General features: G+C 64.6%; 26 protein-coding genes and 1 tRNA gene. 14 read left to right on the plus strand and 13 right to left on the minus strand.

The window, feature by feature from the left end; all coding sequences use genetic code 11:
* Positions 1 to 55: 55 nt before the first annotated feature.
* Positions 56 to 478, minus strand: coding sequence for a CoA-binding protein (locus EXE50_RS02370; protein WP_053772002.1), 423 nt, complete (start codon positions 476 to 478; stop codon positions 56 to 58).
* 84 nt (positions 479 to 562) lie between these two features.
* The gene (locus EXE50_RS02375) at positions 563 to 1,162 is read right to left on the minus strand and encodes a recombinase RecA (RefSeq protein WP_137704263.1); all 600 of its coding nucleotides are present in this window, start codon (positions 1,160 to 1,162) and stop codon (positions 563 to 565) included.
* 334 nt (positions 1,163 to 1,496) lie between these two features.
* On the opposite strand from EXE50_RS02375, the gene EXE50_RS02380 reads away from it, so the two are divergent.
* From EXE50_RS02380 to EXE50_RS02405, 6 genes are all read left to right on the plus strand, one after another.
* Positions 1,497 to 1,571, plus strand: a tRNA-Arg gene (locus EXE50_RS02380).
* Positions 1,572 to 1,751: 180 nt separating this feature from the next.
* Positions 1,752 to 1,994 carry a hypothetical protein gene (locus EXE50_RS02385; protein ID WP_137704355.1) on the plus strand — a complete coding sequence of 81 codons (243 nt, stop codon included), beginning with the start codon at positions 1,752 to 1,754 and terminating at the stop codon, positions 1,992 to 1,994.
* A gap of 112 nt (positions 1,995 to 2,106) precedes the next feature.
* The gene (locus EXE50_RS02390) at positions 2,107 to 2,412 is read left to right on the plus strand and encodes a hypothetical protein (RefSeq protein WP_137704264.1); all 306 of its coding nucleotides are present in this window, start codon (positions 2,107 to 2,109) and stop codon (positions 2,410 to 2,412) included.
* Positions 2,413 to 2,518: 106 nt separating this feature from the next.
* The gene (locus tag EXE50_RS02395; protein ID WP_137704265.1) at positions 2,519 to 4,135 is read left to right on the plus strand and encodes a hypothetical protein; all 1,617 of its coding nucleotides are present in this window, start codon (positions 2,519 to 2,521) and stop codon (positions 4,133 to 4,135) included.
* Positions 4,136 to 4,445: 310 nt separating this feature from the next.
* Positions 4,446 to 4,640, plus strand: a complete 195-nt coding sequence (locus EXE50_RS02400) for a hypothetical protein (protein WP_137704266.1) — start codon at positions 4,446 to 4,448, stop codon at positions 4,638 to 4,640.
* Positions 4,633 to 5,469, plus strand: coding sequence for a hypothetical protein (locus EXE50_RS02405; RefSeq protein WP_137704267.1), 837 nt, complete (start codon positions 4,633 to 4,635; stop codon positions 5,467 to 5,469). Before EXE50_RS02400 ends, EXE50_RS02405 begins: the two co-directional genes overlap by 8 nt.
* A gap of 19 nt (positions 5,470 to 5,488) precedes the next feature.
* Here the strand turns inward: EXE50_RS02405 and EXE50_RS02410 are convergent, their stop codons facing one another.
* The 9 genes from EXE50_RS02410 to EXE50_RS02450 all read right to left on the minus strand — a co-directional run bounded on the left by EXE50_RS02410 (position 5,489) and on the right by EXE50_RS02450 (position 11,659).
* Entirely contained in the window at positions 5,489 to 5,887 is a 399-nt protein-coding gene (locus tag EXE50_RS02410; RefSeq protein ID WP_137704268.1) for a hypothetical protein, read from the minus strand.
* A gap of 189 nt (positions 5,888 to 6,076) precedes the next feature.
* The gene (locus EXE50_RS02415; protein ID WP_137704269.1) at positions 6,077 to 7,168 is read right to left on the minus strand and encodes a hypothetical protein; all 1,092 of its coding nucleotides are present in this window, start codon (positions 7,166 to 7,168) and stop codon (positions 6,077 to 6,079) included.
* 242 nt (positions 7,169 to 7,410) lie between these two features.
* Positions 7,411 to 8,178, minus strand: coding sequence for a hypothetical protein (locus EXE50_RS02420; RefSeq protein ID WP_241982613.1), 768 nt, complete (start codon positions 8,176 to 8,178; stop codon positions 7,411 to 7,413).
* Positions 8,175 to 8,747, minus strand: a complete 573-nt coding sequence (locus EXE50_RS02425) for a hypothetical protein (protein WP_053771133.1) — start codon at positions 8,745 to 8,747, stop codon at positions 8,175 to 8,177. The genes EXE50_RS02420 and EXE50_RS02425 overlap by 4 nt, the downstream gene beginning before the upstream one ends.
* 2 nt (positions 8,748 to 8,749) lie before the next feature.
* Entirely contained in the window at positions 8,750 to 8,929 is a 180-nt protein-coding gene (locus EXE50_RS02430) for a hypothetical protein (protein ID WP_137704270.1), read from the minus strand.
* A 1-nt stretch (position 8,930) separates the two neighbouring features.
* Positions 8,931 to 10,475: a hypothetical protein gene (locus EXE50_RS02435; RefSeq protein WP_137704271.1), complete on the minus strand. Its 1,545-nt coding sequence runs from the start codon at positions 10,473 to 10,475 to the stop codon at positions 8,931 to 8,933.
* A gap of 1 nt (position 10,476) precedes the next feature.
* Positions 10,477 to 10,947 carry a hypothetical protein gene (locus EXE50_RS02440; RefSeq protein WP_137704272.1) on the minus strand — a complete coding sequence of 157 codons (471 nt, stop codon included), beginning with the start codon at positions 10,945 to 10,947 and terminating at the stop codon, positions 10,477 to 10,479.
* 44 nt (positions 10,948 to 10,991) lie between these two features.
* A complete protein-coding gene (locus EXE50_RS02445; protein ID WP_053771137.1) occupies positions 10,992 to 11,252 on the minus strand; it encodes a DUF378 domain-containing protein in 261 nt (86 codons plus the stop codon).
* On the minus strand, positions 11,249 to 11,659 hold the full coding sequence (locus EXE50_RS02450; protein WP_053771138.1) for a hypothetical protein: 411 nt from the start codon (positions 11,657 to 11,659) through the stop codon (positions 11,249 to 11,251). Before EXE50_RS02450 ends, EXE50_RS02445 begins: the two co-directional genes overlap by 4 nt.
* 113 nt (positions 11,660 to 11,772) lie before the next feature.
* On the opposite strand from EXE50_RS02450, the gene EXE50_RS02455 reads away from it, so the two are divergent.
* Positions 11,773 to 11,982: a hypothetical protein gene (locus EXE50_RS02455; protein ID WP_006113927.1), complete on the plus strand. Its 210-nt coding sequence runs from the start codon at positions 11,773 to 11,775 to the stop codon at positions 11,980 to 11,982.
* A 239-nt stretch (positions 11,983 to 12,221) separates the two neighbouring features.
* Positions 12,222 to 12,479: a hypothetical protein gene (locus EXE50_RS02460; RefSeq protein ID WP_077152260.1), complete on the plus strand. Its 258-nt coding sequence runs from the start codon at positions 12,222 to 12,224 to the stop codon at positions 12,477 to 12,479.
* A gap of 22 nt (positions 12,480 to 12,501) precedes the next feature.
* On the opposite strand, the gene EXE50_RS02465 is transcribed toward EXE50_RS02460, so the two are convergent.
* Positions 12,502 to 12,924 carry a type IV pilin gene (locus tag EXE50_RS02465; RefSeq protein WP_137704273.1) on the minus strand — a complete coding sequence of 141 codons (423 nt, stop codon included), beginning with the start codon at positions 12,922 to 12,924 and terminating at the stop codon, positions 12,502 to 12,504.
* 203 nt (positions 12,925 to 13,127) lie between these two features.
* Here EXE50_RS02465 and EXE50_RS02470 point away from each other — a divergent pair, with 203 nt between their 5' ends.
* The gene (locus EXE50_RS02470; RefSeq protein ID WP_053771140.1) at positions 13,128 to 13,910 is read left to right on the plus strand and encodes a hypothetical protein; all 783 of its coding nucleotides are present in this window, start codon (positions 13,128 to 13,130) and stop codon (positions 13,908 to 13,910) included.
* 14 nt (positions 13,911 to 13,924) lie between these two features.
* Here EXE50_RS02470 and EXE50_RS02475 read toward each other — a convergent pair whose 3' ends face one another.
* Positions 13,925 to 14,182, minus strand: coding sequence for a winged helix-turn-helix transcriptional regulator (locus EXE50_RS02475; protein ID WP_053771141.1), 258 nt, complete (start codon positions 14,180 to 14,182; stop codon positions 13,925 to 13,927).
* 240 nt (positions 14,183 to 14,422) lie between these two features.
* Here EXE50_RS02475 and EXE50_RS17615 point away from each other — a divergent pair, with 240 nt between their 5' ends.
* The 5 genes from EXE50_RS17615 (at position 14,423) to EXE50_RS02500 (ending at position 22,802) form a co-directional block, all read left to right on the plus strand.
* Positions 14,423 to 14,824: a hypothetical protein gene (locus tag EXE50_RS17615; RefSeq protein WP_241982614.1), complete on the plus strand. Its 402-nt coding sequence runs from the start codon at positions 14,423 to 14,425 to the stop codon at positions 14,822 to 14,824.
* 90 nt (positions 14,825 to 14,914) lie between these two features.
* Positions 14,915 to 15,958, plus strand: a complete 1,044-nt coding sequence (locus tag EXE50_RS02485; protein ID WP_137704274.1) for a site-specific integrase — start codon at positions 14,915 to 14,917, stop codon at positions 15,956 to 15,958.
* A gap of 389 nt (positions 15,959 to 16,347) precedes the next feature.
* On the plus strand, positions 16,348 to 17,151 hold the full coding sequence (locus EXE50_RS02490) for a MarR family transcriptional regulator (protein WP_137704275.1): 804 nt from the start codon (positions 16,348 to 16,350) through the stop codon (positions 17,149 to 17,151).
* A gap of 186 nt (positions 17,152 to 17,337) precedes the next feature.
* Complete coding sequence (locus EXE50_RS02495) at positions 17,338 to 19,920, plus strand: PD-(D/E)XK nuclease family protein (protein ID WP_137704276.1); 2,583 nt, start codon at positions 17,338 to 17,340, stop codon at positions 19,918 to 19,920.
* Complete coding sequence (locus EXE50_RS02500; protein WP_137704277.1) at positions 19,917 to 22,802, plus strand: exodeoxyribonuclease V subunit beta; 2,886 nt, start codon at positions 19,917 to 19,919, stop codon at positions 22,800 to 22,802. The genes EXE50_RS02495 and EXE50_RS02500 overlap by 4 nt, the downstream gene beginning before the upstream one ends.
* Positions 22,803 to 22,914: the final 112 nt, after the last annotated feature.

Consider the following 22,914-nt stretch of genomic DNA (forward strand, 5'->3'; position numbering starts at 1 on the left):
GCGGCGCCGCCCGCGCGACGCGCTCCGGAGGCAGAGGCTATCCGCGCAGGCGCCCCTATCCGCGCAGGCGGCCGTGTTCGACCTTGAGACAGCGGTCCTGGACCACGTCGATCCCGTCCGACTCGGCGGCCGCGGCCGCCTCGTCGTGGCTGATCCCGAGTTGGAGCCACAGCGCGCCGGCGTCGCCGCGGCCCGCGTGGCGTTCGCGGACGGCCTCGACGATGTCCGGCACCTCCTCGCTCGGGCGGAACACGTCCACGAGGTCGATCGACTCCTCGACCTCGCCGACCGCGTCGTACGCGCGCTCGCCGAGCACCTCGTCGGCGAACGGGTTCACTGGGATCACTTCGTACCCCTGCCGCTGGAGGTACGCCGGCACGTCGTGGGCGGCCTTCCCCGGTGTCGTCGAGCAGCCGACGACCGCTATCGTCTCGGCGTCGAGCAGGCGGTCGAGTCCCGCGTCGTCGGTGATGGGCATGGCTCGTCGTTGGGTCGCGACGCGATTAAGCGGATCCCTCGGTCGGCGCGTCGGGGCGGGGGAGGCGGCCGGCGCCGACCCCGCTCAAGGCAGCCGGATGTCGGGCTCGCCCTCCTCGGGGACGGTGATGATCCCGTCGAACAGCTGTTTGAGCGTGTTCATCGCCTGGTCGTCGTGGGCCGTCGAGTCGATGCTGAACAGCCCGAACCCGTCGACGCTCTGGACCCGCCCCGTGAACACGTGGAGGAAGCGGAACACCGTCTGGAGGTCGGAGTACATCAGGAGCGTCGACAGCGAGTGGACCATCACGCGGTTCCGCTCGATGCCGCGGTCGCCGAACGCCTGGAGGAACTCGGAGAGCTTGATCCCGATCCCCGTCATGTCCACCGGCGAGGAGGCGTACTTGATCCGGTCGGACTCGCGGGTCTCGCCGCCCTGCTGGCGGGTGACGCAGTCGACGACCGCGACCGGCTTCCCCTCGTAGGGCGTCCGCTTCTCGTAGTCGCGGAGCACCCGGTCGGCGCCGTCCTTCGTGGTGACGACGATCGCGCCCTCGTCGCGGTCGGTCCCCGCGGCGAGAATGTCCATCATTATCGACCGCTTCCCGCTGAGCGGCGGGCCGGTCAACAGGATGTTGGTCCCGGGCTCGACCTCGGCGTCGAAATGCGGCGTCAGCTCATACATGGACGCACCTCGGAGGCGACGTCGACGGCGCGAGCCGCTCGTTCGGCCGGGAGGCCGTACGACCAGGACACATCTACTACCGAAACATGCCCGCTCCGAATAATATTCTTTTTGATCGCCCCTTGCGAGGCGCCGCCCGACTTCGACGCCGCGGTACACCCCGTTCGATCGCGGAATTCGCGGCCGAGCGCGGATCCGCACGCGGCCGGATCGCGGGAACGTATCACGGAGCCGAATCGATTTCTCGGTCGACGAGACCCGCGGACCGACCGACTGCGCGGCGGCGCGTTCGGATCGCGGGACTTAACACGCTCTCGGCAGTAACTCGGAGTGAGGGCGCTTAGCTCAGTTTGGACAGAGTGCTTGGCTTCGGACCAAGTTGCCACGGGTTCAAATCCTGTAGCGCCCACTTCCTCACCGACCGTTTCGCGACTAATGCCAATTCTACCGTAGCGACTCGCTACGCTACGGAATCGTCCGAAGCGGTTCCTTCCGAACCCGTCGCCGAAATCGGGTTGAATACGTCACCGATCGCGACCCCGTCGCGTCGTGCGATCGACCCGACCAACGTCGGGGTGATCTCCGGATGATGGTGCTCCGGGTCGAGCCCGACGAGTCCGGAGTCTGCCTGGAGTGCGGGTCGCACCTCCCGCCGCGGTTCGGTCGGGTTCACGGCGACGACGATGATCGCGCGCACCGCTGTCCCGAGTGCGACTCGTGGGTGCGGATCTGCGAGGGGAGCGCGGCCGGGAAAGACGTCGACACCCCGGACCCGCAACACCACCCCGCCCGCAACGGCGGCGAGCCGTGGAACGGAGGGCTGTCGGGATGAGCCCGTTCGTCCGCGCGAGCCGACTGTACGACCCGGCTCAGGGACCGCGGCCGCACGTCCGTGACGCCGCCCGGCTCCGGTGGGAACGCGACGCCGAACGGGGGCGGTCGGCGTGAGTCGCGACCGGAACGGCGAGGTCGCTGCGATCTTCACGTCGCACGGCATTCTTGACGCGACGACGACGATCCTCGCGGCCCGAGCGGTCGGGCCGAGCGCCGAGGCGAACCCGATCGTCCGCGAGCTGCTCGCGATGGGCGAGCTGCCCGCGGCGGTCGCGATGCTCGCGGTCGTCGGCTTGTGTTGCGGTGCGTGGCCGGTCGCGGCCGACGCCCTGGAGGCGCCCGAGTGGGTCGGCTTCGGGATCGCGACGATCGGTGCCGCGGTCGCCGCGGTGAACTTGGTGGTGGTGTTCGCGTGAAGCGTCGCTGCGAGACGTGCGGCTGCGAACGCCCGTCGGTCCGTGTCCGGATCGACGGCCGGACCGAGTGCGCCGGCTGCTACCTCAACCGCGCGGGGCGCTCGCGATGAAGGCCGTCGAGACGGCCCCGCACGAGTACATGGCGAACTACGTGTACTCGGGGCTCGGGGCGTGGTTCGGCGCCGCGCGGCTCGTCGACAAGACCGGGAGCCGGCGCGGGAGCTTCACGCTCGACGGCGAGAAGTGGCGGGTGACCCTCTCCTATCAGGAATCCGGGCTCGCGCCGCCGGACGGCGGCGAGACGCCGGACGGGACGCGCGTCGACTTCGACACGCTGCGAGAGTTCCGGTTGAACGCGGTCGCCGACGACGAGGTCGGCGAGCGGAAGGTGAAGGCCCTGATTCAGCCGCGGTGGTACGGACTCGAATCCACCGAGGGGAAGTCGGTTGCGCGGCCGATGTGGGATCTCGGCGACGCGGTGAACGTCCGGGTGAACGCGTCGAACGTCGAGTTCGACGAGGTGGAGTCGGTCATCCAGCGCGCGGCGGGCGCGGTGACGCTCGACCCGACGTACTTCGAGAGCCGCAACGACGAGTACAGCGTCGTAATCGACGCGGCGCGGTACGTCCGGATCGACCGGGACGTGTGCGGCGCGGTCCACTCCCGCGAGGGCCCGCTCGCGCGGATGGGCCACCTGCTCGAAAGCGACCGCTCGGGGTACCGGAAACTCGTTCAGGACGACACCGAGCGGGCCGGCTACTACCACACGGTGACGCTCGGGCCGAAGCGGATCCGCGAGGCGTTTCCCGATCATCGGATCCCGAAGGAGTTCAAGCACTACTACGCGCGAAACGCCGAGTCGCTCCCGGACAAACACCCGCTCGCGCATCCGAAGGTCGAGGCGTCGTATCAGTCGAGCCGGTGGGACGAAACGCTCCGGCCGGTCGACCATGGCGAGATTACCGACGAGCTCGAAGAGGCGATCCTCGCGACGCTCAACGAGTCGGGGCTTCCCACGCAGCCGCTCGACGACGACGGCCCGGGCGGCGGTCGCACGTTCGTCGAAGATACGTACTTCGAGGCGGAGACCGTCGATCGCTCGCGTGTACTCCCGTTGAACCTCGAACGCGTCGAGAGCGACCAGCGAAACGTGGTCGTGCGGCAGCTCGCCGACGGACTCTCGCCGGTCGAGTGGGACTCGCTGAAGACGCTCGTCGCGGATGGTGGTGACGTGTCGCCGGCGGAGATCGCAGACGAACACGACTGGCACCCGGACAGCGTCCGCCGGGGACTCCGGCGGATCGAGAACATGGTCGTTCGCGAGCAGGGGTCGGTGGCGTTGCGGTCGCACCACGTCGCGGAGCAGGTCGTTGAGGCGCTCGACGCGGCGCGTGAGGGCGTCCGGAACGCGATGGGGGCCGCGGCGAACGCGGTTCAAAACGCCGAGCGTGCGTCCCTCGACGAGCGTACGGACGAACTGATCGCGTTCTGCCAAGCGAACGGGATTCACATCGACGAGCGCGAGGCGCACCTCCGGGTTCGGATGGGGAACCTCGCGGACGAGTCGTGGTCGGAGCTGGTGACGCGGCTCAAGCGGTACTGGGTCGGTGCGGGTCGCGATCCGGAGCGACTGAAAGAGGCGGTCTCGCACTACCGCGACGCGTCGGGCCCGAAGATCCGGCCGGTGCGGAGCGCGTGGGGGAAGGGTCAGACGCTCCGGTAGCGCGGCCCCTCGTGAGTGGCAACACTATACAGATCCTCTTTTGGCGGCCGTTTTCGCTTCGATCGACCCCTCCGACCGGCGGGTCCGTGACGATCTCGACCGCAACACAAGCGCGGGTTCGGACTCGACAAGCTGCTCGTCGACGCCGAACCGACACCGGGGGGTCGGTTGGCGGTTAGGGGTGTGGCTAAGGCCACACAGCTAAGGTACCACCCCACTACCGCTCAGATCACGCAAAAACGAGTTGCTCAACATTGTCCGCTCACCAGTAAAATGATATACCTGTTTTCCCAAATCCGGATTAAGCCAGATGACTAACCCCGATGAGATTATCTCAAGTATCTTCGCTTTAGCGGTGGCTGCTGTGATGTTATTAGCTCTATTTCAGGTGTATACCGGAGGAAGTGTTGCTCGTGTATCTGAAATAGCAGGGACGCTTGCCCTCCCATTTGTCTTGCTTCTACTCGGTCTCTACGCAGTCCTTATGATCAAACAAAATGTCTGATAGTCGTATTCCTCTCGATGAAGACAGATTGGAGTACCTGATTGATCTTCAGCACCAACGGTACTATCATATCCAGACATTAGCAAGAGGTATCTTAGGTACGATTATTGCTATCGCTGCGATTTTGGCAACATTGGTAGCTTCATTTTACAGACTATTTCCGCCCTTCATAGGGGATTTAGAAGCATATTCTGATGTTGCAGGTAGCCTTGGTATCTCCTTAGAGGCTGCCTTATCAATAACAATACTCAATTACTTATTGGCATATGTGTTCTTGTTCTTGACAATTGTGACTGCGATCATTATCTCGGTCCGTCTGGCAGATATCGTTTTAGGATATCCATTAATGCCTCAGAGGGAAGTGGATACAGACTATTCATTAAGATTCTCAGATGGCAGAGGTAATACAGGAGAATATTCGATATTTTTGTACAAATCTTTTATGTACAACGGTGGAATAGTCAACAAATCATATGATAGACTCATATCGAGTGGACTCCGAACTGTTCTCTTATTAGGATTTATTTTAGGTGGCGTCGTGGTATACATAAATCTTTCAGAACAGAATATATTTGAAGTATTATTATACAATTCTGGGATACTGGTTGTTACTATTGTTTTCCCAGTTGTTTCTGAATTCCTGGTGAGCAAACCCGATGAAACTCCTAGGTCAGAGTCCTCAATCGCACAGGAAATGTTTCATGAACACAGTCCAAGTAGCAGGTGGAAGCGGGTCCAAACCAAAAGATCCGAGAGGCTTCTTATCCTGCTAGGGAATCTAATATCAATCCTCGCGGTTCTGATTTACGGCGTCTCGCGGTTCTTTTGAGATTCATACAATCCATGGATTAATGCCGTAAACTGTCTGCCGATATTTGTGCTTCTCGCGAGTGACTCCGGTAGTGCGTTTCGCCGGGGTTCGTCCAGTTCGTGATTTCTAAATCCCGAGCCCGAATCGTCCGCGACGACACGACCGTGATTTCTCGTCCCTCCGCTCGGTACCACACAAGCGCATAGCCACCGCCAGCGTCCGCCAGCGTCTCGTGCTGGTCCTCCCAGAACTTGAACGTCGGTCGAACCCCGTTCACCATCGAGCCCTTCACGTCCCACGGGCGGCCGTCCACGGCGGTCGCGTCGAACTTGAGTCCGTCCACGACTGGATAGTTGAGCGTGAGCGGGTAGCGGTCCGTCGCCCACAGCTCGACGAGCTTCCCGTACCGACCGACGATCGCCGGGTCGTAGCTCACAGGCGTCCTCGTTTGGGTTGCGGTTGGTCGTCGCGCCGATCGGCGTCGACGAACAAATTTCGACCGAACCCCGGCCGCGCGGCCCCCCGGGGATTCGGACCCCCCACCCAGATCGCACGCGTATAAACAGAGGTATGCGCCGGGGCGGGCGGGTGAATGAACGTACGAACCCCCGCCGGGTCTGTCGATTCACGCGATGGCATCGTTCAGTACCTCGCCGTGGTCGCCGTCCCTGTATTCAGCCATGCGGTCGGAGACCCACGCCGCGGAGTAGCCGACGAGGTCGCCCGCGTCCGCGTACGTCATGCCGTGGTTCTCCACCGCGCGGATCGCCTTGCTGATCGCTTCCTCGCGCCGAACCGAGTCGGCGTCGACGCCCTCGCTCTCGTCGCCCTCGTCGACGAGCTCGATCGCGAACTCGCTCGGCTCGTGTTCCGGGTAGTCCGCGGCCGTGTCGGTCAGGCCCTTGTAGTCGCTCCCCTCCTCCCAGTCGTCTTTGCCACCTTCGCTCTCTAAGAGGCGAGCGCGACCCGGGTCCGACCGCGAGGGCTTCTCGATCGCGAGCGACGCGACCCGGCGGATCGACTTCGCCGTCTTCGTGCGCGTGTGCCCGACGAGCAGGACGCTCCCGCGCTTCGGGTGCGGCCCGTGTTTGGACTCCTTCTTGCGGATGAAGAGCAGCGAGTCCGAGAACTGCTCGGCCGCCTTGTTGCCCGAACCGAACCCGGAGAGCTCCTGCGCGATCTCGTCGAGGACCGCCAGCACCGGCCCCTCGATCTCCGCCATCGCTTCGAGCATCTCCCGGTCGGAACGCACGACGCGGTCGAAGCCGTCCCACGACGTGTTCCCGATGAGCGCGCCGCCGGTCCGGATCCGCCACGCCATCGCCACGTCGAGCGTCGTCGCGGTCTTGCCCGAGCCGGGCGCGCCGAAGACGAGTCCGATCGCGCCCTCGTGCGCGAGCTCGCCGGCGGCGTCGCGGTAGAGGTCACCGCCCTCGCGCTCCTGTCCGGTGAGCCCGGTCGCACTCTTCATTTGCGAGACCGAACCGTGTCGCACCGCCTCGTCGATCGTCTCGGTCGCGGCGTTGGAGATGATGAGCCGGCCGATTCGGGTCTCTTCGATCGGCTCGTCGAGCAGCCCGTCGTAGTAGTTGAGGACCGCGAGCGTCCGTCGGTCGTCGACGAGCCCGGCGTATCCGCGGACGTGCTCGCCGGGATCCTCGCCCCGGAGCGCGCTCGCGAGTTCCGCCGCCGCGTACGCGCCGGTCTTATCGGACATGGTACCCCCGAGTATGGACCCAATTCAATAGCCGGGCGATCGCCTCGGAAGTCCATCCAGCGCCGTTGATAAACGCTACTATGAAAATCAGGGCAGAGACGCTATCGATCGGTGTTCCGGCTGCGCTCTGATTCCATATCTGTAGGGCACCGAAGGCAACGCCGAAGTGCGCCCCAGTAACGAGATAGACTATCTCGTCGGAGTCGTCGCCGGGGCCGTATGGATCGGATCGCGCCGGCTGATTACGCATCTTCCACCTCCAGCGCTTCGGTCTCGTCGAGCAGCTCGAAGCCGATCGTGTCTCCGTGTCCGTTCCGCTCGGTGTCGATGTCGTCTCCCTTCATGCTCCGTGGTTTGAGATCGTCCGGTAGTTCCTCGTCGAGAATCGCCGAGACGGTCGCGCCCTCGTCGTCGAACGATGGCGTGAGCGTCGGATCGAGGATCGCCTCCTGATCCTTGAGCCGACGCTTGTCGAGCGTCCGGGCGATCGACCGGAGCCGCCGCTTGAGGCGCCGCGCCTCCTGGGCGTCGGGCTCGAACTCCTCGCGGAGCTCGGCGACCGCTTCGAGCGCGTCGACGACCTGGACGTTGCCTGCGAGCTCGGAGCCCGCGACGGACTCCCGCCAGTTCGCGACGGCGACGTTGTCCTCGGGTCGGTACTCGCGGCACTCGTACACGCGCTTCGCAACAGGCCACTCGAAGAGGCTCCCGGCGTGGACCTCCATGTCCGCGAACTGGTCCTCGCTGAGCTCGTAAACGGCGCCGCCCGTGTCGTCGTCCGCCTCGAACGCGACGAGATAGATCCCCTCTTCCTCGGGCAGCAAATCGACCACGTAGCCGCCGGCGACGTACCCGCCGATCGCGATCGCGACCGCGGCGGTGGCGACGACGCCGGCGCCGTCGATCTCCCACGGGTATGGATACCGACCGCGCTCGGCGCCGGCGATGAACAGCAACACAAGCCCACCGGCGAGGATCGGCCGCTCGCGGGCCGTTTCGATCAGGTTCATAAGACCCTCTCGACTGATTTCTCCTCGTCCTCGCGCCGATTCTTGACGACGCGGAAGGTGAGCCCGGCGCCGCCGACGCCCGACAGGAGAATGAGGATCTGTGCTCGTTCGTAGCTGATGGGCGGCCGGTCCGGTGTCGTCTGTCCCGTCGAGACGTACGCGAACCGGTTGTTCGCGATGCTGCCCGGCGTGGTCATGGTGACGGCCGCCTGCCCGGCGCGGAGCGGGACAGAGACGAACACCTCTGTCTGCCCTTCCGGAAGGCGATGCTGGTAGATTCGCCCGGAGCCGGAACCCTCACCGAACTGGACCGCCTCGGTGAGCGTTATCCGCGTCGACTCGTCGCTCTCGAAGAGCAGCCTGAACCCGCCTCGGTCGCGGTCATACTCCCACTCGACGAGACGGGTGTCGGCGTCGATCTCCTGGGCGTAGGTCTTCGGTTCGCCGACGTCGACGGAGGTGTTCGTCTCAAGACCGGGTCCGCTTCCGTTGCTCTGCCCGGCGACGCTACCAACCGCAACACAAGCCGCGAGGCTGACCGCAACACAAAAAATCACGATACGGCGCATGGTTAGATACCCGGGATGAACGACTGAATCGTCGTTTCAATCCAGTTCACCGTGAGGCCGACCGGGTCGTAGCCGAGCGCGACCATCACGACACCGATAAGCACGGCCGCGAACCCGAGTTTTAGAAGCGGGTCGACGGCGAAACTGATGATCGACAGATACGGCGCGAGAGGATTGAACATATCAGTTCGTGCCTCCCTGTGTGAGCGCATACAGAACACCGATCCCGCCGACGACCGCTGCGACCACTCCTGTGCTTGGCCCCGATCCGGTGAAAAAGCCGGCTCCGGCTCCTCCCGTTGGTTCCTGTGATTGTTCTAAGAGCCTTCGCTGTTCCTCTCGAATGCTCTCTAACTCTTTTTCTATTGACTCCACGTCCGCCGACTGTGCCGTCTTGCTTTCTGGCGTCACTTCCTCAACGGAGTTACCCTCTGGGTCGGTCGCTTCCAGTACCGTGAACGGGTTTACCAGTTGAGTGAAGTCGGAAGTTTTCTCCCCCGTCTCCGTGTCTACGTACTCATATGATACGTATATCGGATCCTCGAAGTTGTTGGGGTCGTATGTATTTCCAACTTTGAACCCCGCCGGATTGCCGTCGCTATCGTTCGGCTGTGCGTTGGTATAGATCTCGGCGTCTACCTCGTACTTCTCGCCGGAGTCGTTTTGTAACTCAAGCCGGAGAGAGAAACTCCCCGACGTTGGGATTCCCATCATCCCAGCCTGCGCCTCTCGAATCGACAACCCCGTATTGTTCCCGAGTTCGGTCGCGGCAGTCACCGGGTCTAGGACTTTCTCGCTGGGAATATCCCCCGCTTCATAGTTGTTATAGAGATCATCGGCAAGCCCTGAGAGCTGTGTAGTAACATCATTATATTTAGTTTCCACTTCCGCGAACGCGGTTTTCATCCTATCAAATCCATATCCTATGTCGTCCGCTTTGAATCGCGGAACAACACTACCGTCCTTTGTTGGTGATGCTAGGTCAAAACGAAGTTCTAATTCACTACCGGAATCCGGGTCGGGATATTCCGCAAAAGCCCCATTTCGTTGTAGTTGCTGGCCGTCAATTCCGTGTACAGCCTCGGTTTCTAAGCCGAAAGGTTCATCATAAATATCTCTATATTCGCCACTTATCCATACGACAAGAAATTCTTGTGCTACCGGGTCCACTTCTGGATGGGCTAGATAAGTTTGGTACATCTCTGTGACTTTGAAATGTTGTGCCCGATAGTGACCTACGATATTTTCTTGAATAGTTAGATAATATTCTCTTATCGCCTTATCCATCTTGTTTTTTGCCTCACTTTTCGATTTTTCCTGATTTAACGCTTTTACTAGTGCGGCTTTGCCTTTAGCAATAGCCACGTTTTCACTATTTACTAGGTTATTCTCGATGGAGGTCATTACCCGCTCGTCTACGGACTTCAGCTCTAGAAAATCCTCTTTAATGCTCGATTCAAGAGCATTTTTGCCCGTATAATTCGAGTAGTCCCTATCGGGCCCGGTAAATAGGTCTACACCTTCATTTATCAGGTATCCTAGCGCCGCTGCTCCTGCCGCCGCGCCCACACCAAGCGGCGCAATCGCCGCAGCTGAACCGACAGGGGAACCGCCCATTCGTGAAGCCCCGCCGATCGTCGCCGCGGACCCGACACCCACAGCTGCCGCTTTTCTCATTACCCCCCGCCGCGTGAACGTCCGATCGTCGTCTAATTGTGTTGTGGTCATGCTAGTCCTCGCGACTGAGGTAGATCGCCCCGAGGAGGGCGATCGCCGCCATGATCAAGCCGGTCGAGGCGCCCGTACCGCCGAGACCACCGCCGGCACCGCCGGAGACGCGCTTGATAACGCCCCAGTCGACCGACTCGATGAGAGACCCGTCGCCCGAGCTCGTCACCGAGATATGGACGCGAGTGTAGTTGCCTCGATCGTCGTCGGTGAGCGCATACTCGTAGGATTCGACAGACCCACTCGACAGGGTTCGTGTTTCGTTCAGCAGCTCGGTTCCGTTCCCGATATCGGTCCCGTTCGGTAGCCCCTCAACGACGACCGTCACATTCGGCGCCGGATCGCCGGAGTAGATCGGAGCCGCCGTCACGTCGGCATATGCGCTGTCCGTGTCGTTTGTGACCTCTACGGTCCCGTTGTCGACGGCCGTGTCGGCCGCGACGCCGCCGGCGGCGAACCCGCCGAGCAGCACGACGACCGCGAGAAGGAGCCCGCCGGCCGCGATTGTGTTGCGGTTCATGAATCGTCACCCCGAATCGAGTCGACGACGTCGGTGACGTCGTAGACGCCGAGGTGATCGGCGAGCGTGATCACGCCGGCGACGGCGACTGCGCCGTAGACGACGGTCGCGACGACCGGCGAGGAGAGCGCGGTCGAGAACTCGGCGACGGCGTTGTAGTCGAAGAACTCAACGAGCCCCCAGTTGAGGGAGCCGATCGAGGTGAGGATCCAGATCACTCCCGCGATCGTGTCCTCCCCGTCCCAGATCGAACTCATAGCATCCACCCCAGCGCGAGCTGGCCGGCAGTAACCGCTACCACGTACAGGAGTCCCCACAGGTCGGAACTCTGGAAGAAGGTACCGACCGTGTCAGGGAGCGCGACGAACGCGACCGGAAGCACGAGCGTCCCGATAGCCGCGAACATGTACCAGCCTTGAAGCCCCTGAATGTCGTCAGAGAGCGACTGAAACTCGGTGTTGTCGTTCGTCAGGATAGTGCCGACGATCGACCCGTAGCCGATGATCCACGCGGTCGAGAGGCCGATCCCCGCGACGGTGAACTGTGTCGCACCAAAGTTCACGTCGAACAGTTGGAACGTTGCGATACCGACAAGCATGAACGCCGAGGCGAGCCCCGCCACTACGAGGGCGGCGTCAACGGCGTCGAATTCCATTTTCGCCATGCGAGCGGCCGGGCCACGGTGTTCCCCATATACTCCCGCATTCAGTACGGTCTGTTCCCGTTCCGTGTCACTTTGAGGTACATTTAAGTGAACCACCGTGCCCGCGAGGGTCGATGGGCTTCAAAAGTCTCGTCGACCGCGACGGTAGCGGAACCGTAACGATCGACAAACAACACCTCGAACTTGACGGATTAGTCGCAGAGGACGGTTCGATCAAGGAGGCCGACGCTCACACGCAGCGCGTCGGCGAGCGTGCGTACCTGGTGCGCTTCCCCGAAGACGGTGAAGTGCCGACGCTGCTCGAACTCGTGGGGCGAGCGTGAATCCTCGTGGAGAGGGGTTCTCGACGCGACCCCGTGGGGTCCGACGCAGATGTATTCACGATCCGCGATCTATGTACTTCGCTCGGCGCAACCGGCGCGTGAGGTACATAGAAATCGCTCGCGTTGCGTGTGGCGGCCGCGGTGATCGTAGCCGACCCGTGGGTACCACTTCAAAACGGACCGGTTCAGTTACTCCAGGACGACGGGATCACAACCCCCGTACATACAATGTGGTATAAATGAGCCGTCGAACAAGCCTCAAGATCACCGACGAACGCGAGCGCCAGCTCGAAAAGGCGAGCGAGATTGTAGCGAGTGGTCCCGACGACGACCCGCCAATGAGCGTCGTTATTGACGCTGCGCTCGCGCATCTGATTCAGTCAAAAAGAAATATCCGCGACGCTCGTGAAGAACTTGATCCAGAAACAATTCAAAAATTCAATACCTCGGTGCTTGGACTACGATATCGGACAAAAATAGAATCGAACTGGAGGTGAGTATCCAGTCAGCCTCCTCGATTTAGTTGAAGTCGAGGTCTTCCTCGAAGATGGCACTCCCACTTGGGTCGTGAATTATTCTGACCGTCTGTGTGTCAGATTGGGAACTCCCTGTGGAGTAGTCCGCTACCTTTTGTTGACCCGTCTCCCAATCCCCTTCTGGGAACGCACCCTCGTAGCGCTCTCCGTCAATCGATAAGACGAGATCACCAGCGGCAATCGTCTGACCACCGGTCTTGACGATTGTAATATTCTCACTTCCGTTATCCACTTCTACAACGTCGAAACTCGCTTGCGGCGCCGTGTCACCTAACTGGTCGCCGAGTCCTAGCACGAACGTCCCGATGACGGCCGCCAGGATGACGGTAATTGCGACCATGAGTATAACACCGATGACAGGACTGACCGCCCTATCCTCTGTGTTGGATTGGTTGCTTGGTTTCATTGTTTGAACCCAGCGGCCACCGACGAACGAGATATTGGCCCAACCGGGCGCCGTCGTTGACGCCCAAGTCGGCCAAATTTCCGTTCGGCTCGGTTGCTGGTTAGAGTAGGGTATACAGAGGCTACTTATGTACTTACTGGCGTGAGTATCAACTGAAAAAATCAGACGAATAGACTCAAATCCGCTGACGTGTGCTTTTCTCTATGGAACCCACGGCGAAAGCCCTCTCCCGGACTTACAGCGATCGCGTGTATCCGGACCCGTGGGAGAAGGTCCTCGATTACCGCCGAGTCCAGGAGTATGCCGCGGAACACCCGAACGCTGGACGGGTCCGCACTGGGCGAGCCCTCGATCTCCCCGCCGGGCGCGTCCGGGGCTGGCTCAAGGATGTTGTGCCCGACCCGGTCCGGGGAATTAATGTCGCGATCGACCGCGGCTGGCTCGATCCTCCCCCCGACAGCGAGATGGCTGCCGCACTCCTTGAGTTACTCGCGCACGTCCTTGCCGGCGGAAGCATCTCGGTCAGGAACTACGTCCCCGCGGTGACACCGGGTGAGCGAATCTCCGCCGAGGAGATCCGCGATGCCTTCGAGCGTGTCGGCGTCGAGACGCGCACCCGCAACGCCGACACACCGGAGCGCGCGACCGAGATCGTTCCCACTCGTGACGGGACGGTTCTCGGACGGTGTCTCGTCGCGATGGGCGCACCGACCGGCGTAAAGACGTCGCTCGACCACCTCCCTGCGGTTGTGTGGGAGGTACCTCAATCGGTCCGGCGGTCGTTCGCGCGGATATACGTCCGACACCGCGGGCTGAACTACGCCGACAAATCGACGACACGCGTTCAGGTCGAACGGCCGAGTTCGTTCATTACGGAACTCCGAGAATTACTGGACGACGTACTCGATGAGCGCGTCACCACGGGCGACACGGGGACGGGGATCACGATCTCGGCGGCGGCCGCGCGCGAGCTCGGTGTCGAGTAGCTGCGGAACTCACCTCACTCGTCTTCGAGGTCGCTGGCGTCGAGGTCGCCGGCGAGATACGCGCGTCCCATGTCTGTAATTCGGTAGTACCCCGAGTCAACCGGCTCGACGAGACCGGAATCTTCGAGCTTTCCGATCCGTCGTGAGACCCAGTTTCGAGTGTATTCGAGGTTCTTGGCGATTACGGCGGGCGTCAGGATGAGATCCGACTCGGCGAGTAGCTCAAGAACCCGATCGTCGGTCTGGTTCATCCAGTCCACCCGGGGGCGCATACCTTCGCCTCATGTGGATTCATATAACAGATACCGGTTCGGTTCGCTTCAATCATCTTTTGGTGTTTGATACTACACTGTTTGTTGGGTTAGAATTAAGTCGTCGGTGTTCTTCGGAGTGTACAACGGAAGCACTCTCGTGGACCCGTCGCTCTCCGATGGGTCCGGCTCGAAGGACAGCGGACCCCGCTGCTGGAGACAGCGGGCCCGCGTGGGCTTCCGTGAGGTAGCACGAAAGCCATGTTCGACCACTACGCGTCAGGGTTTGAAATCCCCGATCGACCGAGGAACCGCAACACAATCGCCGGACGCGACCACTTTCAGTTTCACCGCCCACCTTTGGATCTCCTCTTTTTAACACCCGCTCTTCAGTCGGAGTCGATGCCTCCGAAAGAAGTTGTGCGGATCGAAGACCGGCAGGACAGGTGGCGGTACGTGTGTCCCCGCGGCCACCGCTCGTGGGAACCGACGAATCATCACTTCTGGTGTAAGCAATGTGCTTCAGGGGACGAATTCGACGGCGTGTTCCATACCCTGCGCGACCAGAAGACCGGCGCGGAACTCGCTCGCGACCAGATTCGACTGTTGACTGACGCGGGACCGTACGATCGCAAACTCGACGGTGAGGAGGGATCCGCGTGAGCGACCAGAGCGGACACGCTCGTCGGATCGCCGAGCAGTTCGCGATGTACGACGACGAGGACGACGAGATCGAAGAGCCGGAGGACTCCGATGAGTGATGAGCTAGAACCGATTCCACCCGAGCGAGCCGTCGAAATGCACCTCGACCGGATGAAAGAGGATCGCGCCGAGTGGACTCAGACGACACACCGGAGCGAGCTTCGGCCGTTCGTCGAGTGGTGTCGCGAAGAGGGTGCGATCGACAACCTGAACGAGCTCTCCGGCCGGGACCTGTACGAATACCGCATCTGGCGACGCGAAGGCGGGTACAGCAACAGCAAGGTCGACGAACTCGCGAAGAAGACGCTTCACTCGAACCTCTCGACGTTGCGGTCGTTCCTCAAGTTCTGCGGGGAGATCGAGGCGGTTCACTCGGACCTGTACGAGAAGGTGCCGCTGGTGAAGCTCACCCGTGACGACGAGGTGAGCGACTCGTACCTTCGACCCGAGCGGGCCGCGGACATCGTCGAGTACCTCTCTCGGTACGAGTACGCGAGCCGCGATCACGTGGTGTGGGCGTTGATCTGGCACACCGGCGCTCGCCTCGGTGCCGTCCGATCGCTCGATCTCCAGGATCTCGACTTGGAGGGAAACCAGCCCTCGATCGAGTTCGTTCATCGGCCGGAGACGGGGACCCCGCTCAAGAACGACACTGCGAGCGAGCGAATCAACCGCATCAGCCGCCGAGTCGCACAGATTCTAGAGGACTACATCGACGGTCCGCGGACGGACACCGTCGACGACCACGGGCGGAACCCGCTCGTCACTACCGACGCGGGCCGGATCGCGGCCGGGACCATCCGGACGGCGTTCTACCGATGGACTCGCCCGTGCTTCATCGGCAAGGAGTGTCCGCACGACGAGGATCCGGAGTCGTGTAAGTTCGCGACGTTCCGGCACGTGAGCGGGTGTCCGTCCGCTCGGTCACCCCACGACGCTCGCAAGGCGCGGGTGACTAAGTACCGGAACGACGGCGTCCCTCGGGGCGTCGTCTCGGACCAGCTCAACGCGAGCGAGGATGTTCTCGATAAGCACTACGACCGCGCTTCGGAGCGCGAGAAGGCAGACCGCCGCTGGCGGATTATACAACAATGAGTATCACACAAATTCAAGCCGATTACAGCGAGATAACTACGGGACTCAAGCCCTGTAGCGCCCACTTCCTCACCGATCGCTTTTACACCGATCTCGATTTTCCCGTGGTGAACCCAGCCGAACGGGGACCGATCTGGGCGGCGCGACCGTCGCCGTCCCGCGTACCGCACCGTCGCCGCCGCGCGTAGGTTCGAGCAGATCGGATTCGATCTCGCGTCACTCCGCGGCCCGGTCGCTGCCGTCCAGAGTACAACTCTCTCGCACCGCGGAACAAGCAAATTTGAATTGTGTACACTGAGATTTCTCAACTGAGCTGAGAACCGGCCGCAGCGCAAGCTCGCCGTGAGATAGACAACAAGACTTTGCTTGTGGCGGCCAACGGGCCGGTAATGGGTGACACAGCGGGCGGCGGGTCGCCGGACGTCCTCGAGAACAAGCGGAGCGCGACGCGCTATCAGGTGCTCGTGGAGATCGCGGCCCGCCAGCCGGCGGTGAGCCAAGGGGAGGTCGCGGACGCGATCGGCGTGACCTCACAGGCGGTCAGCGACTACGTCCGCGACCTCGTCGAGTCGGGCTACGTCGAGAAGGGCGGCCGCGGGCGCTACGAGGTGACCAAGGAGGGCGTCGACTGGCTCATCTCCCGGACCGACGACCTGGAGACGTACCTCGAACGGGTGAACTCCGACGTGTTGGAAAGCGTCGAGGTCGACGCCGCGATCGCGCTCGACGACGTGGCGGAGGGGAAGGAGGTCGGGCTGGTGATGCGCGACGGCGTCCTCCACGCCAACCCCGCCGGCGGGACCGCGACCGCGGTCACCGTCACGAGCGCGGCGAGGGGCGAGGCCGTCGGCGTCGCCGACTTCGAGGGCGTCGTCGACTACGAGACGGGGACCGTCTCGGTGCTGCCCGTCCCGACCGTCACCGACGACGAGCGCCTAGACCCGGACGTGGTCTCGACGCACGTCCCGGACGAGGGCCTCGTCGCGGTCGCCGGGACGGAGGCGTACGCGCTCGTCTCCCGGAGCGACGCCTCCCCGGACGTCCGGTTCGGGACCGCGGAGGGCGTCGCCGAGGCGGGGATGCTCGGCCTCGACGTCCTCTTGGTCGCCGTCACCGACGAGATACCGCGACACACCTCCAAGCTCCGCGACCGGAACGTGCCGCATCGGGTGCTCGACTCGGACGCGTTTTAGCCGCCTCGGACCCTTCGCTCTCGCTTTCGGCCCCCTCACGCCGGTGCCGTCGCCCGTGCCGACGACGGGCACGTCCGTTTCGGGCGGCTGATCCCGACCGCCGTCCAGCCCCCGGGACTGACCGCGCCCGCGGGGTCGCGGACGCCTTCCGTATCTTTTTGTGACTCGTCCGTATCCTCGGTAGGCGTGCCTATTCGGAGAGCGAAACGGGCGGAGTCACTCTACGCGGCGGTCGAGGGGTCCGACCTCGTCGTCACCCCCGACGCCCCGCTGGCGAGCGCGATCAACCGCCGCCTCGACCGCCCGCACTTCGGGGCGTTCGCGACCACCCCGCGCCGCCTCGCCGCCGGCCGCCGCGAGCAGGCGGAGGACCGGCGGGCGTTCCTCGAACTCGTCACGTCGACGGACCGCGACTGGAAGGCGGTCGCGTACGCCGTCGGCAACGTCCTCCAGTGTTGGGAGCACACGGGCCGGCTCGACGCGATCCTCGAGTACGACGCCTACGTCGACGACGCGACCCGCGAGGTCGTCGCGGGCATGCGAACGCTCCGGACCACCTCGAAGCGGCTCACCGAGTACGAGATCGACGAGGGGCGGTCCGTCGCCGTCGTCGGTCACGATCAGCTGACCGCGCTCGAACGCGGCGTCCTCCCCGAGTCGTTCGACCGCGTCGACCTGTTCACCGACGAGGCGTTCGACCACCCGCCGTTCCACGTCTTCGAGTCGGCGACGGACGTCGTCGCCGCGCTCCTCGAAACGGTCTCCCCGAGCAACGCCGAGAACGTCGCCGTCGTCCTCGACGGCGGGGGGCGGTACTCCTCGCTCGTCGAGTCCGCGTTCGAGGCGGCGGACATCCCCTTCTACGGCGGGCCGGGCTTCGCGGACGACCCGCATCACCGGGCGTTCGTCCGGCTCCTCCGGCTCTGCTTCCGGGGCTCCGAGACGACCGTCGGCGACGCCGCGCCGGTCCTCTCGCAGTTGGGGATCGACGTTCCGGTCGCCGACCGCGAGCGGCGGATCGAGGCGGTCGACGGGGCGGGCGCGGCGTGGCTGCGGTCGTTCCGCGACGCGGCCGCGGACCGGACGTTCGCGGCGGCGCTCGACGCGTACGCGACCGAGGCCGGCGTCGATCTGAGCCGCCTCGACGAGGAGCTGCGCCGTCTGGGCCTCGCGGACGAGCCCGTGACCGAGGACGCCGTCGACCGGCTCGCGTACTACCTCCAGACCTACGAGGTCCCCGTCGACGCGGACAACGAGGGGGTCCTCCTCGCCGACGCGAAGTCGTCCGCGTACGTGGACCGACCCGTCGTCTTCCACCTCGGCATGGGCGAGGCGTGGACGCACTCGGCGCCCCAGCGGCCCTGGGTCGACACCGAGGCGCAGTTCGACCGCTACGTCGGCGACTTCCAGCGCCTGCTCCAGAGCGGCGACCGGCGGTACTACCTCGTCCAGGACGCGGCCGGCGGGGAGCCGATCACGCCGTGCCTGTGCCTCGGCGACCTCCTCGACGACGAGTTCGAGCGGTTCAGCGACCTCGATTCGGTCGAACACCGGCGCCGCCCGCGGCCGACGGGGGAGGGCTTCGACCGGCAGCCGACCGGCGTGGAGCCGGAGTCGGTCGAGACGGTCAGCCAGTCGGCGCTCGACAGCTACGTCAACAGCCCGCGCGACTACCTCTTCGACCGGCTCCTCGACGCGCCGGACCGGGAGCGGTTCGTCGAGGGGAACCTCTTCCACGACTTCGCGGAGTTCTACGTGAACCACCCCGACGCGGTCGCCGCGGCCGACACCGGCGAGCTCGTCGACGCGATGCTCGCGGAGGCGGCGGCGTTCTTCCCGGCCGACGACGAGCCGCTGCGCCGCCGCACGTACCGCGTCGGCCTCGAACTGATAACGGCGTACCTCGACGAGGCGGCGCCCGAGTCGGACGACTTCCTCACGCCGGCCTCGGGGCGGGGGACGAACTTCTTCGCCGACTACTTCGACGAGCCCGTCGACTCGCCGCTCACCGAGCGCTGGTTCGAGGACGCGTCCCTCGGCCTGAAGGGAAAGATCGACCTCGTGCGGTCGCCCACCCGCCTGCTCGATTACAAGAGCGGGCGCAGGAAGCGGGCCTCGCAGGTGGTCGGCGGCGCGGCGACCGACCCGCCGGCGGACGCGCCGAACTTCCAGGCGGCGCTGTACCTCGCGTACTACCGGTCGGTCCGTCCGGACGAGCGGCTGGAGTTCACGTTCTTCCACTTCCTCGAACCGATGGCGGACGCGATCGCGGGCGAGGCCGACCTCGACGACGCGCTCACGACCGTCACCTACCACCCGGTCGCGTTCGACGAGTACGTCGCCTCTCGCGAGGCCTACGAGCGGCTGTTGGACGGCTACGCCGACTGCCGGGAGACGTTCGCGGACCTCGGCTACGAGGCGTACGAGGAGATTCTGGCCCCGCTGACCTTCCCCGAGACGACCGACAGGGGCGAGCTGCGCGACTCCGCGTTCGCCGCGCGGTTCACCGACGCCGTCGACGCGGCGACCGCGGCGGGCGTCGACGCCGAGAAGGGCGTCGACCAGGCGATTCGGGAGCTCAACGGCGCCCGGAGGCGGGCGTTCTTCCGCGAGGACCTCGACGCGTTCGAGTCGTTCGTCGGCGAGCGCCTCGACGAGCTCAACGAGCGACGCGCCGGCGAGGAGCGGTTCCCGGTCGACGGGCTCGGGGGCGAGCCGAACTACCGGCGCGTGGACAACCGCGACCTGCTGCTGGAGGGCGACCGATGAGCGAGCCGACGCCGAACGACGCGCAGCGGGAGCTCATCGAGGGCACGGAGGGGACCTACCTCGTCGACGCCGGCCCCGGGACGGGGAAGACGTTCGCCGTCACCCGCCGCTACGGCCGGATCGTCGACCGGCCCGAGACGGACCCGGACGACGTGCTGCTGGCGACGTTCACGCGGAGCGCCGCGACGGAGATGAAAGCGCGGATCGTCGACCACAGCGCGTACGGGCTGCGGGAGCTGGCCGACGCCCCGATCCGGACGTTCCACTCGCACTGCCACGAGCTCCTTCAGGAACACGGGTACGCCGCGCCGACGCACCTCGGCATCGACGAGCGGATCACGGGCTCGACGCGGATCCTCGACGACGAGCTGATCGAGGCCGAGCGGTTCCGCGAGTTCTTCGGCGGCTTCCGCGACGACCACCCGGAGCACGCCGACTTCTACCGCGTGCTCTCGTCGCCGGGCGAACTGCTCGACCTGATCCGGGAGCTCGCGTCGAAGGGGGTCTTCCCCGCCGCGGACGGCTGGTACCGCGACGGCGAGTCCCACCTCGACGGGGACTTCGAGGCGTTCAAAGAAAGGTTCGACGCGGTGAACGAGCCCCGCAACGACGGCCGCAAGCAGTCGGTCCTGCGCGAGGACCTGAGCCGGTTCGGCCGCGACAAGACGTACCTCCCGGACGCGCCCTCGAAGTCGGCGCTGCGGGGCGGTCGGGGGACCAAGCGACTCGACGACGACGTGGCCGAGGCGGTGTTCCGCGAGGACCGCGAGGCGCTCAAGGCGTTCGTCCACGACGCCTACCTCGGGTACCTCCGGTTCGCGCTGCGTCGCAACTACCTCAGCTTCAGCTTCCTCCAGCTGTTCGCGTTCGTCCTTCTCTGCGAGAACGAGCGCGTCCGGGAGACGGCGGCGTTCGAGTACGTCACCGTCGACGAGTTCCAGGACACGAGCGAGGTCCAGTTCAAGCTCGCGCTCCTCCTCTCCGCGACGGACAACCTCTGCGTCGTGGGCGACTGGAAGCAGAGCATCTACTCGTTCCAGTACGCCGACGTGGACAACATCCTGGAGTTCGAGGGGCGCCTGGACCGGTTCGCGGCGGACCTCAACGCCGACGCGGACCGCGTCCCGTTCGACTCGCCCGACCCGACCCGGGTCGAACTGCGGGAGAACTACCGGTCGACGGCGTCGGTGATCGACCTCTCCGAGCGGGCGATCGCGACGCCGGCGTCGAGCGGCGAGCCCGTCGACGCCCCCCTCGACGACGTGGTCGAGCTCTCCGCGAACGCCGCGTTCGACAACACCGTGATCGAGGGGATCCGCCACGAGGACGAACACGAGGCCGTCCTCTCGAAGGTCCAGGATATCGTCGGCAACGACGACTACGCCGTCGAGGGCGAGGACGGGGAGCCGCGCCCGCCGGAGTACGGGGACGTCGCGGTGTTCACGCGGACCCGCGACTACGGCCGGGAGCTGCTCGACGTCGCCGCGGAGCACGACTTCCCGGTGGCGTACGACGGCGGGATCGAGCTGTTCCGGACCGACCCGGCGAAGCTGCTGCTCGCGTGGCTCCGGATCCTCGACGCGGACGCCGACCGCGGCTGGGCGGTGGTGCTCGAACGGATCGGCTACGCGGTCGACGAGGTTGACCACATCTTGGAGACGGGGTCGTACCCGGCCGGGCCGGCCGAGTTCCGCGACGAGCTCCGCGACCTGGAGTCGGTCGGGGCGGTGGCGCGCCGCGTCCTCGACCGGTACGGGTTCACGGGCGACGTCGCCGACGTGCTCTTAGACACGGTCCAGTCGGTCCACGACTCGACGACGGCGACGCGCGGCGACCTGATCCGGCACATCGAGCGCGGCGTCGAGACCGGCGGCACGGTCGACGTCAGCGCGTCCGCGGGCGACGACGCGGTGACCGTCCAGACGATTCACACGGCGAAGGGGCTGGAGTATCCGATCGTCGTCATGGCGAACATGAACGAGGGGCGCTTCCCGCCGCGGGCCGGCGGGTCGAGCGTCATCCAGTTCCGGGACCCGGTCGGGCTCCGCCGGCGGAAGGTGTACTCGGAGGACGGCGCCCACCCGCACGTGTACGACGACTGGCGGTACGACGTGGTCAGGCGCTGTCTGCCGCGGGGGTACGACGAGGAGCGGCGGCTGCTCTACGTCGCGGTGACGCGCGCGGAGAGCCACGTCGTGTTCGCGGCCGGCGAGGACCCGAACGCGTTCCTCGCCGAGCTCCCGGTCTCCGTCGAGGAGGCCGATCCCGACGTCGAGCCGCTCGACCCCGGCGAGCCGGCCGACGCGGACCTCCCGTTCGCGGTCACGGCGCCCGACGGGCCGATCGGTCACACGCCCCACTCGCTGATGGACGAGTCGGTGTTCGAGGACGCGGGCGAGCGACCGGAGCCCGGTCCGGAGGCCGACTCCGAGACGCGGGGGATGGACTTCGGGTCGCGCGTCCACGACTTCGCGGAGGCGTACGCCCTCGGCGACGACGTGACGCCGTCGAACGACCACGAGCGGCGGATCGCCGAGCTCCTCGACGGCCTGTCGGGCGATCTCCGGGTCGAGGAGCCGGTCACGCTCCCGGTCGCGGTCGACGGCCGGCGCGTCACCCTCTCCGGAATCGCGGACCTCGTCCGCGTGACGCCGGACCGGGTCGAGGTGATCGACTACAAGACGGACGCGACCCGGCGCGCGCGGGCCGAGTACCGGAAGCAGCTCAGCGTCTACTACCACGTCCTCGACGAGTGGTTCGCCGACAGGCCGGTCGAGACGAGCCTGTTCTACACGAGCGACGGGACCCGCGAGCGGATCGAGCCGCTCTCGCTCGGCGAGCTTCGTGCGCTCGTCCGCGTGACCGAGACGGGCCCCGAGTGACGGGGTCGGATTTTTCACGGCCCGAACCGGAGAACGCGTATGTTCGTTCCCGTCGCACCGCGGGCCCGGGCCGGAGTCAACGACTGCGACCGCCTCGCGGCGCGGAGGGGCC

Origin of the sequence: Halorubrum sp. ARQ200, from assembly GCF_005435115.1 — an archaeon.
GTDB lineage: Archaea > Halobacteriota > Halobacteria > Halobacteriales > Haloferacaceae > Halorubrum > Halorubrum tropicale.

Coding starts and splice junctions, on each gene's coding strand:
- EXE50_RS02375 (WP_137704263.1), bottom strand. CDS start 1,162: ATGTATGAGCTGACGCCGCATTTCGACGCCGAGGTCGAGCCCGGGACC.
- EXE50_RS02455 (WP_006113927.1), top strand. CDS start 11,773: ATGGGCTTCAAAAGTCTCGTCGACCGCGACGGTAGCGGAACCGTAACG.
- EXE50_RS02400 (WP_137704266.1), top strand. CDS start 4,446: ATGACTAACCCCGATGAGATTATCTCAAGTATCTTCGCTTTAGCGGTG.
- EXE50_RS17615 (WP_241982614.1), top strand. CDS start 14,423: ATGTTCGACCACTACGCGTCAGGGTTTGAAATCCCCGATCGACCGAGG.
- EXE50_RS02430 (WP_137704270.1), bottom strand. CDS start 8,929: ATGTTCAATCCTCTCGCGCCGTATCTGTCGATCATCAGTTTCGCCGTC.
- EXE50_RS02500 (WP_137704277.1), top strand. CDS start 19,917: ATGAGCGAGCCGACGCCGAACGACGCGCAGCGGGAGCTCATCGAGGGC.
- EXE50_RS02490 (WP_137704275.1), top strand. CDS start 16,348: ATGGGTGACACAGCGGGCGGCGGGTCGCCGGACGTCCTCGAGAACAAG.
- EXE50_RS02470 (WP_053771140.1), top strand. CDS start 13,128: ATGGAACCCACGGCGAAAGCCCTCTCCCGGACTTACAGCGATCGCGTG.
- EXE50_RS02485 (WP_137704274.1), top strand. CDS start 14,915: ATGAGTGATGAGCTAGAACCGATTCCACCCGAGCGAGCCGTCGAAATG.
- EXE50_RS02415 (WP_137704269.1), bottom strand. CDS start 7,168: ATGTCCGATAAGACCGGCGCGTACGCGGCGGCGGAACTCGCGAGCGCG.
- EXE50_RS02420 (WP_241982613.1), bottom strand. CDS start 8,178: ATGAACCTGATCGAAACGGCCCGCGAGCGGCCGATCCTCGCCGGTGGG.
- EXE50_RS02385 (WP_137704355.1), top strand. CDS start 1,752: ATGGTGCTCCGGGTCGAGCCCGACGAGTCCGGAGTCTGCCTGGAGTGC.
- EXE50_RS02475 (WP_053771141.1), bottom strand. CDS start 14,182: ATGCGCCCCCGGGTGGACTGGATGAACCAGACCGACGATCGGGTTCTT.
- EXE50_RS02445 (WP_053771137.1), bottom strand. CDS start 11,252: ATGAGTTCGATCTGGGACGGGGAGGACACGATCGCGGGAGTGATCTGG.
- EXE50_RS02425 (WP_053771133.1), bottom strand. CDS start 8,747: ATGCGCCGTATCGTGATTTTTTGTGTTGCGGTCAGCCTCGCGGCTTGT.
- EXE50_RS02450 (WP_053771138.1), bottom strand. CDS start 11,659: ATGGCGAAAATGGAATTCGACGCCGTTGACGCCGCCCTCGTAGTGGCG.
- EXE50_RS02435 (WP_137704271.1), bottom strand. CDS start 10,475: ATGACCACAACACAATTAGACGACGATCGGACGTTCACGCGGCGGGGG.
- EXE50_RS02395 (WP_137704265.1), top strand. CDS start 2,519: ATGAAGGCCGTCGAGACGGCCCCGCACGAGTACATGGCGAACTACGTG.
- EXE50_RS02460 (WP_077152260.1), top strand. CDS start 12,222: ATGAGCCGTCGAACAAGCCTCAAGATCACCGACGAACGCGAGCGCCAG.
- EXE50_RS02405 (WP_137704267.1), top strand. CDS start 4,633: ATGTCTGATAGTCGTATTCCTCTCGATGAAGACAGATTGGAGTACCTG.
- EXE50_RS02370 (WP_053772002.1), bottom strand. CDS start 478: ATGCCCATCACCGACGACGCGGGACTCGACCGCCTGCTCGACGCCGAG.
- EXE50_RS02465 (WP_137704273.1), bottom strand. CDS start 12,924: ATGAAACCAAGCAACCAATCCAACACAGAGGATAGGGCGGTCAGTCCT.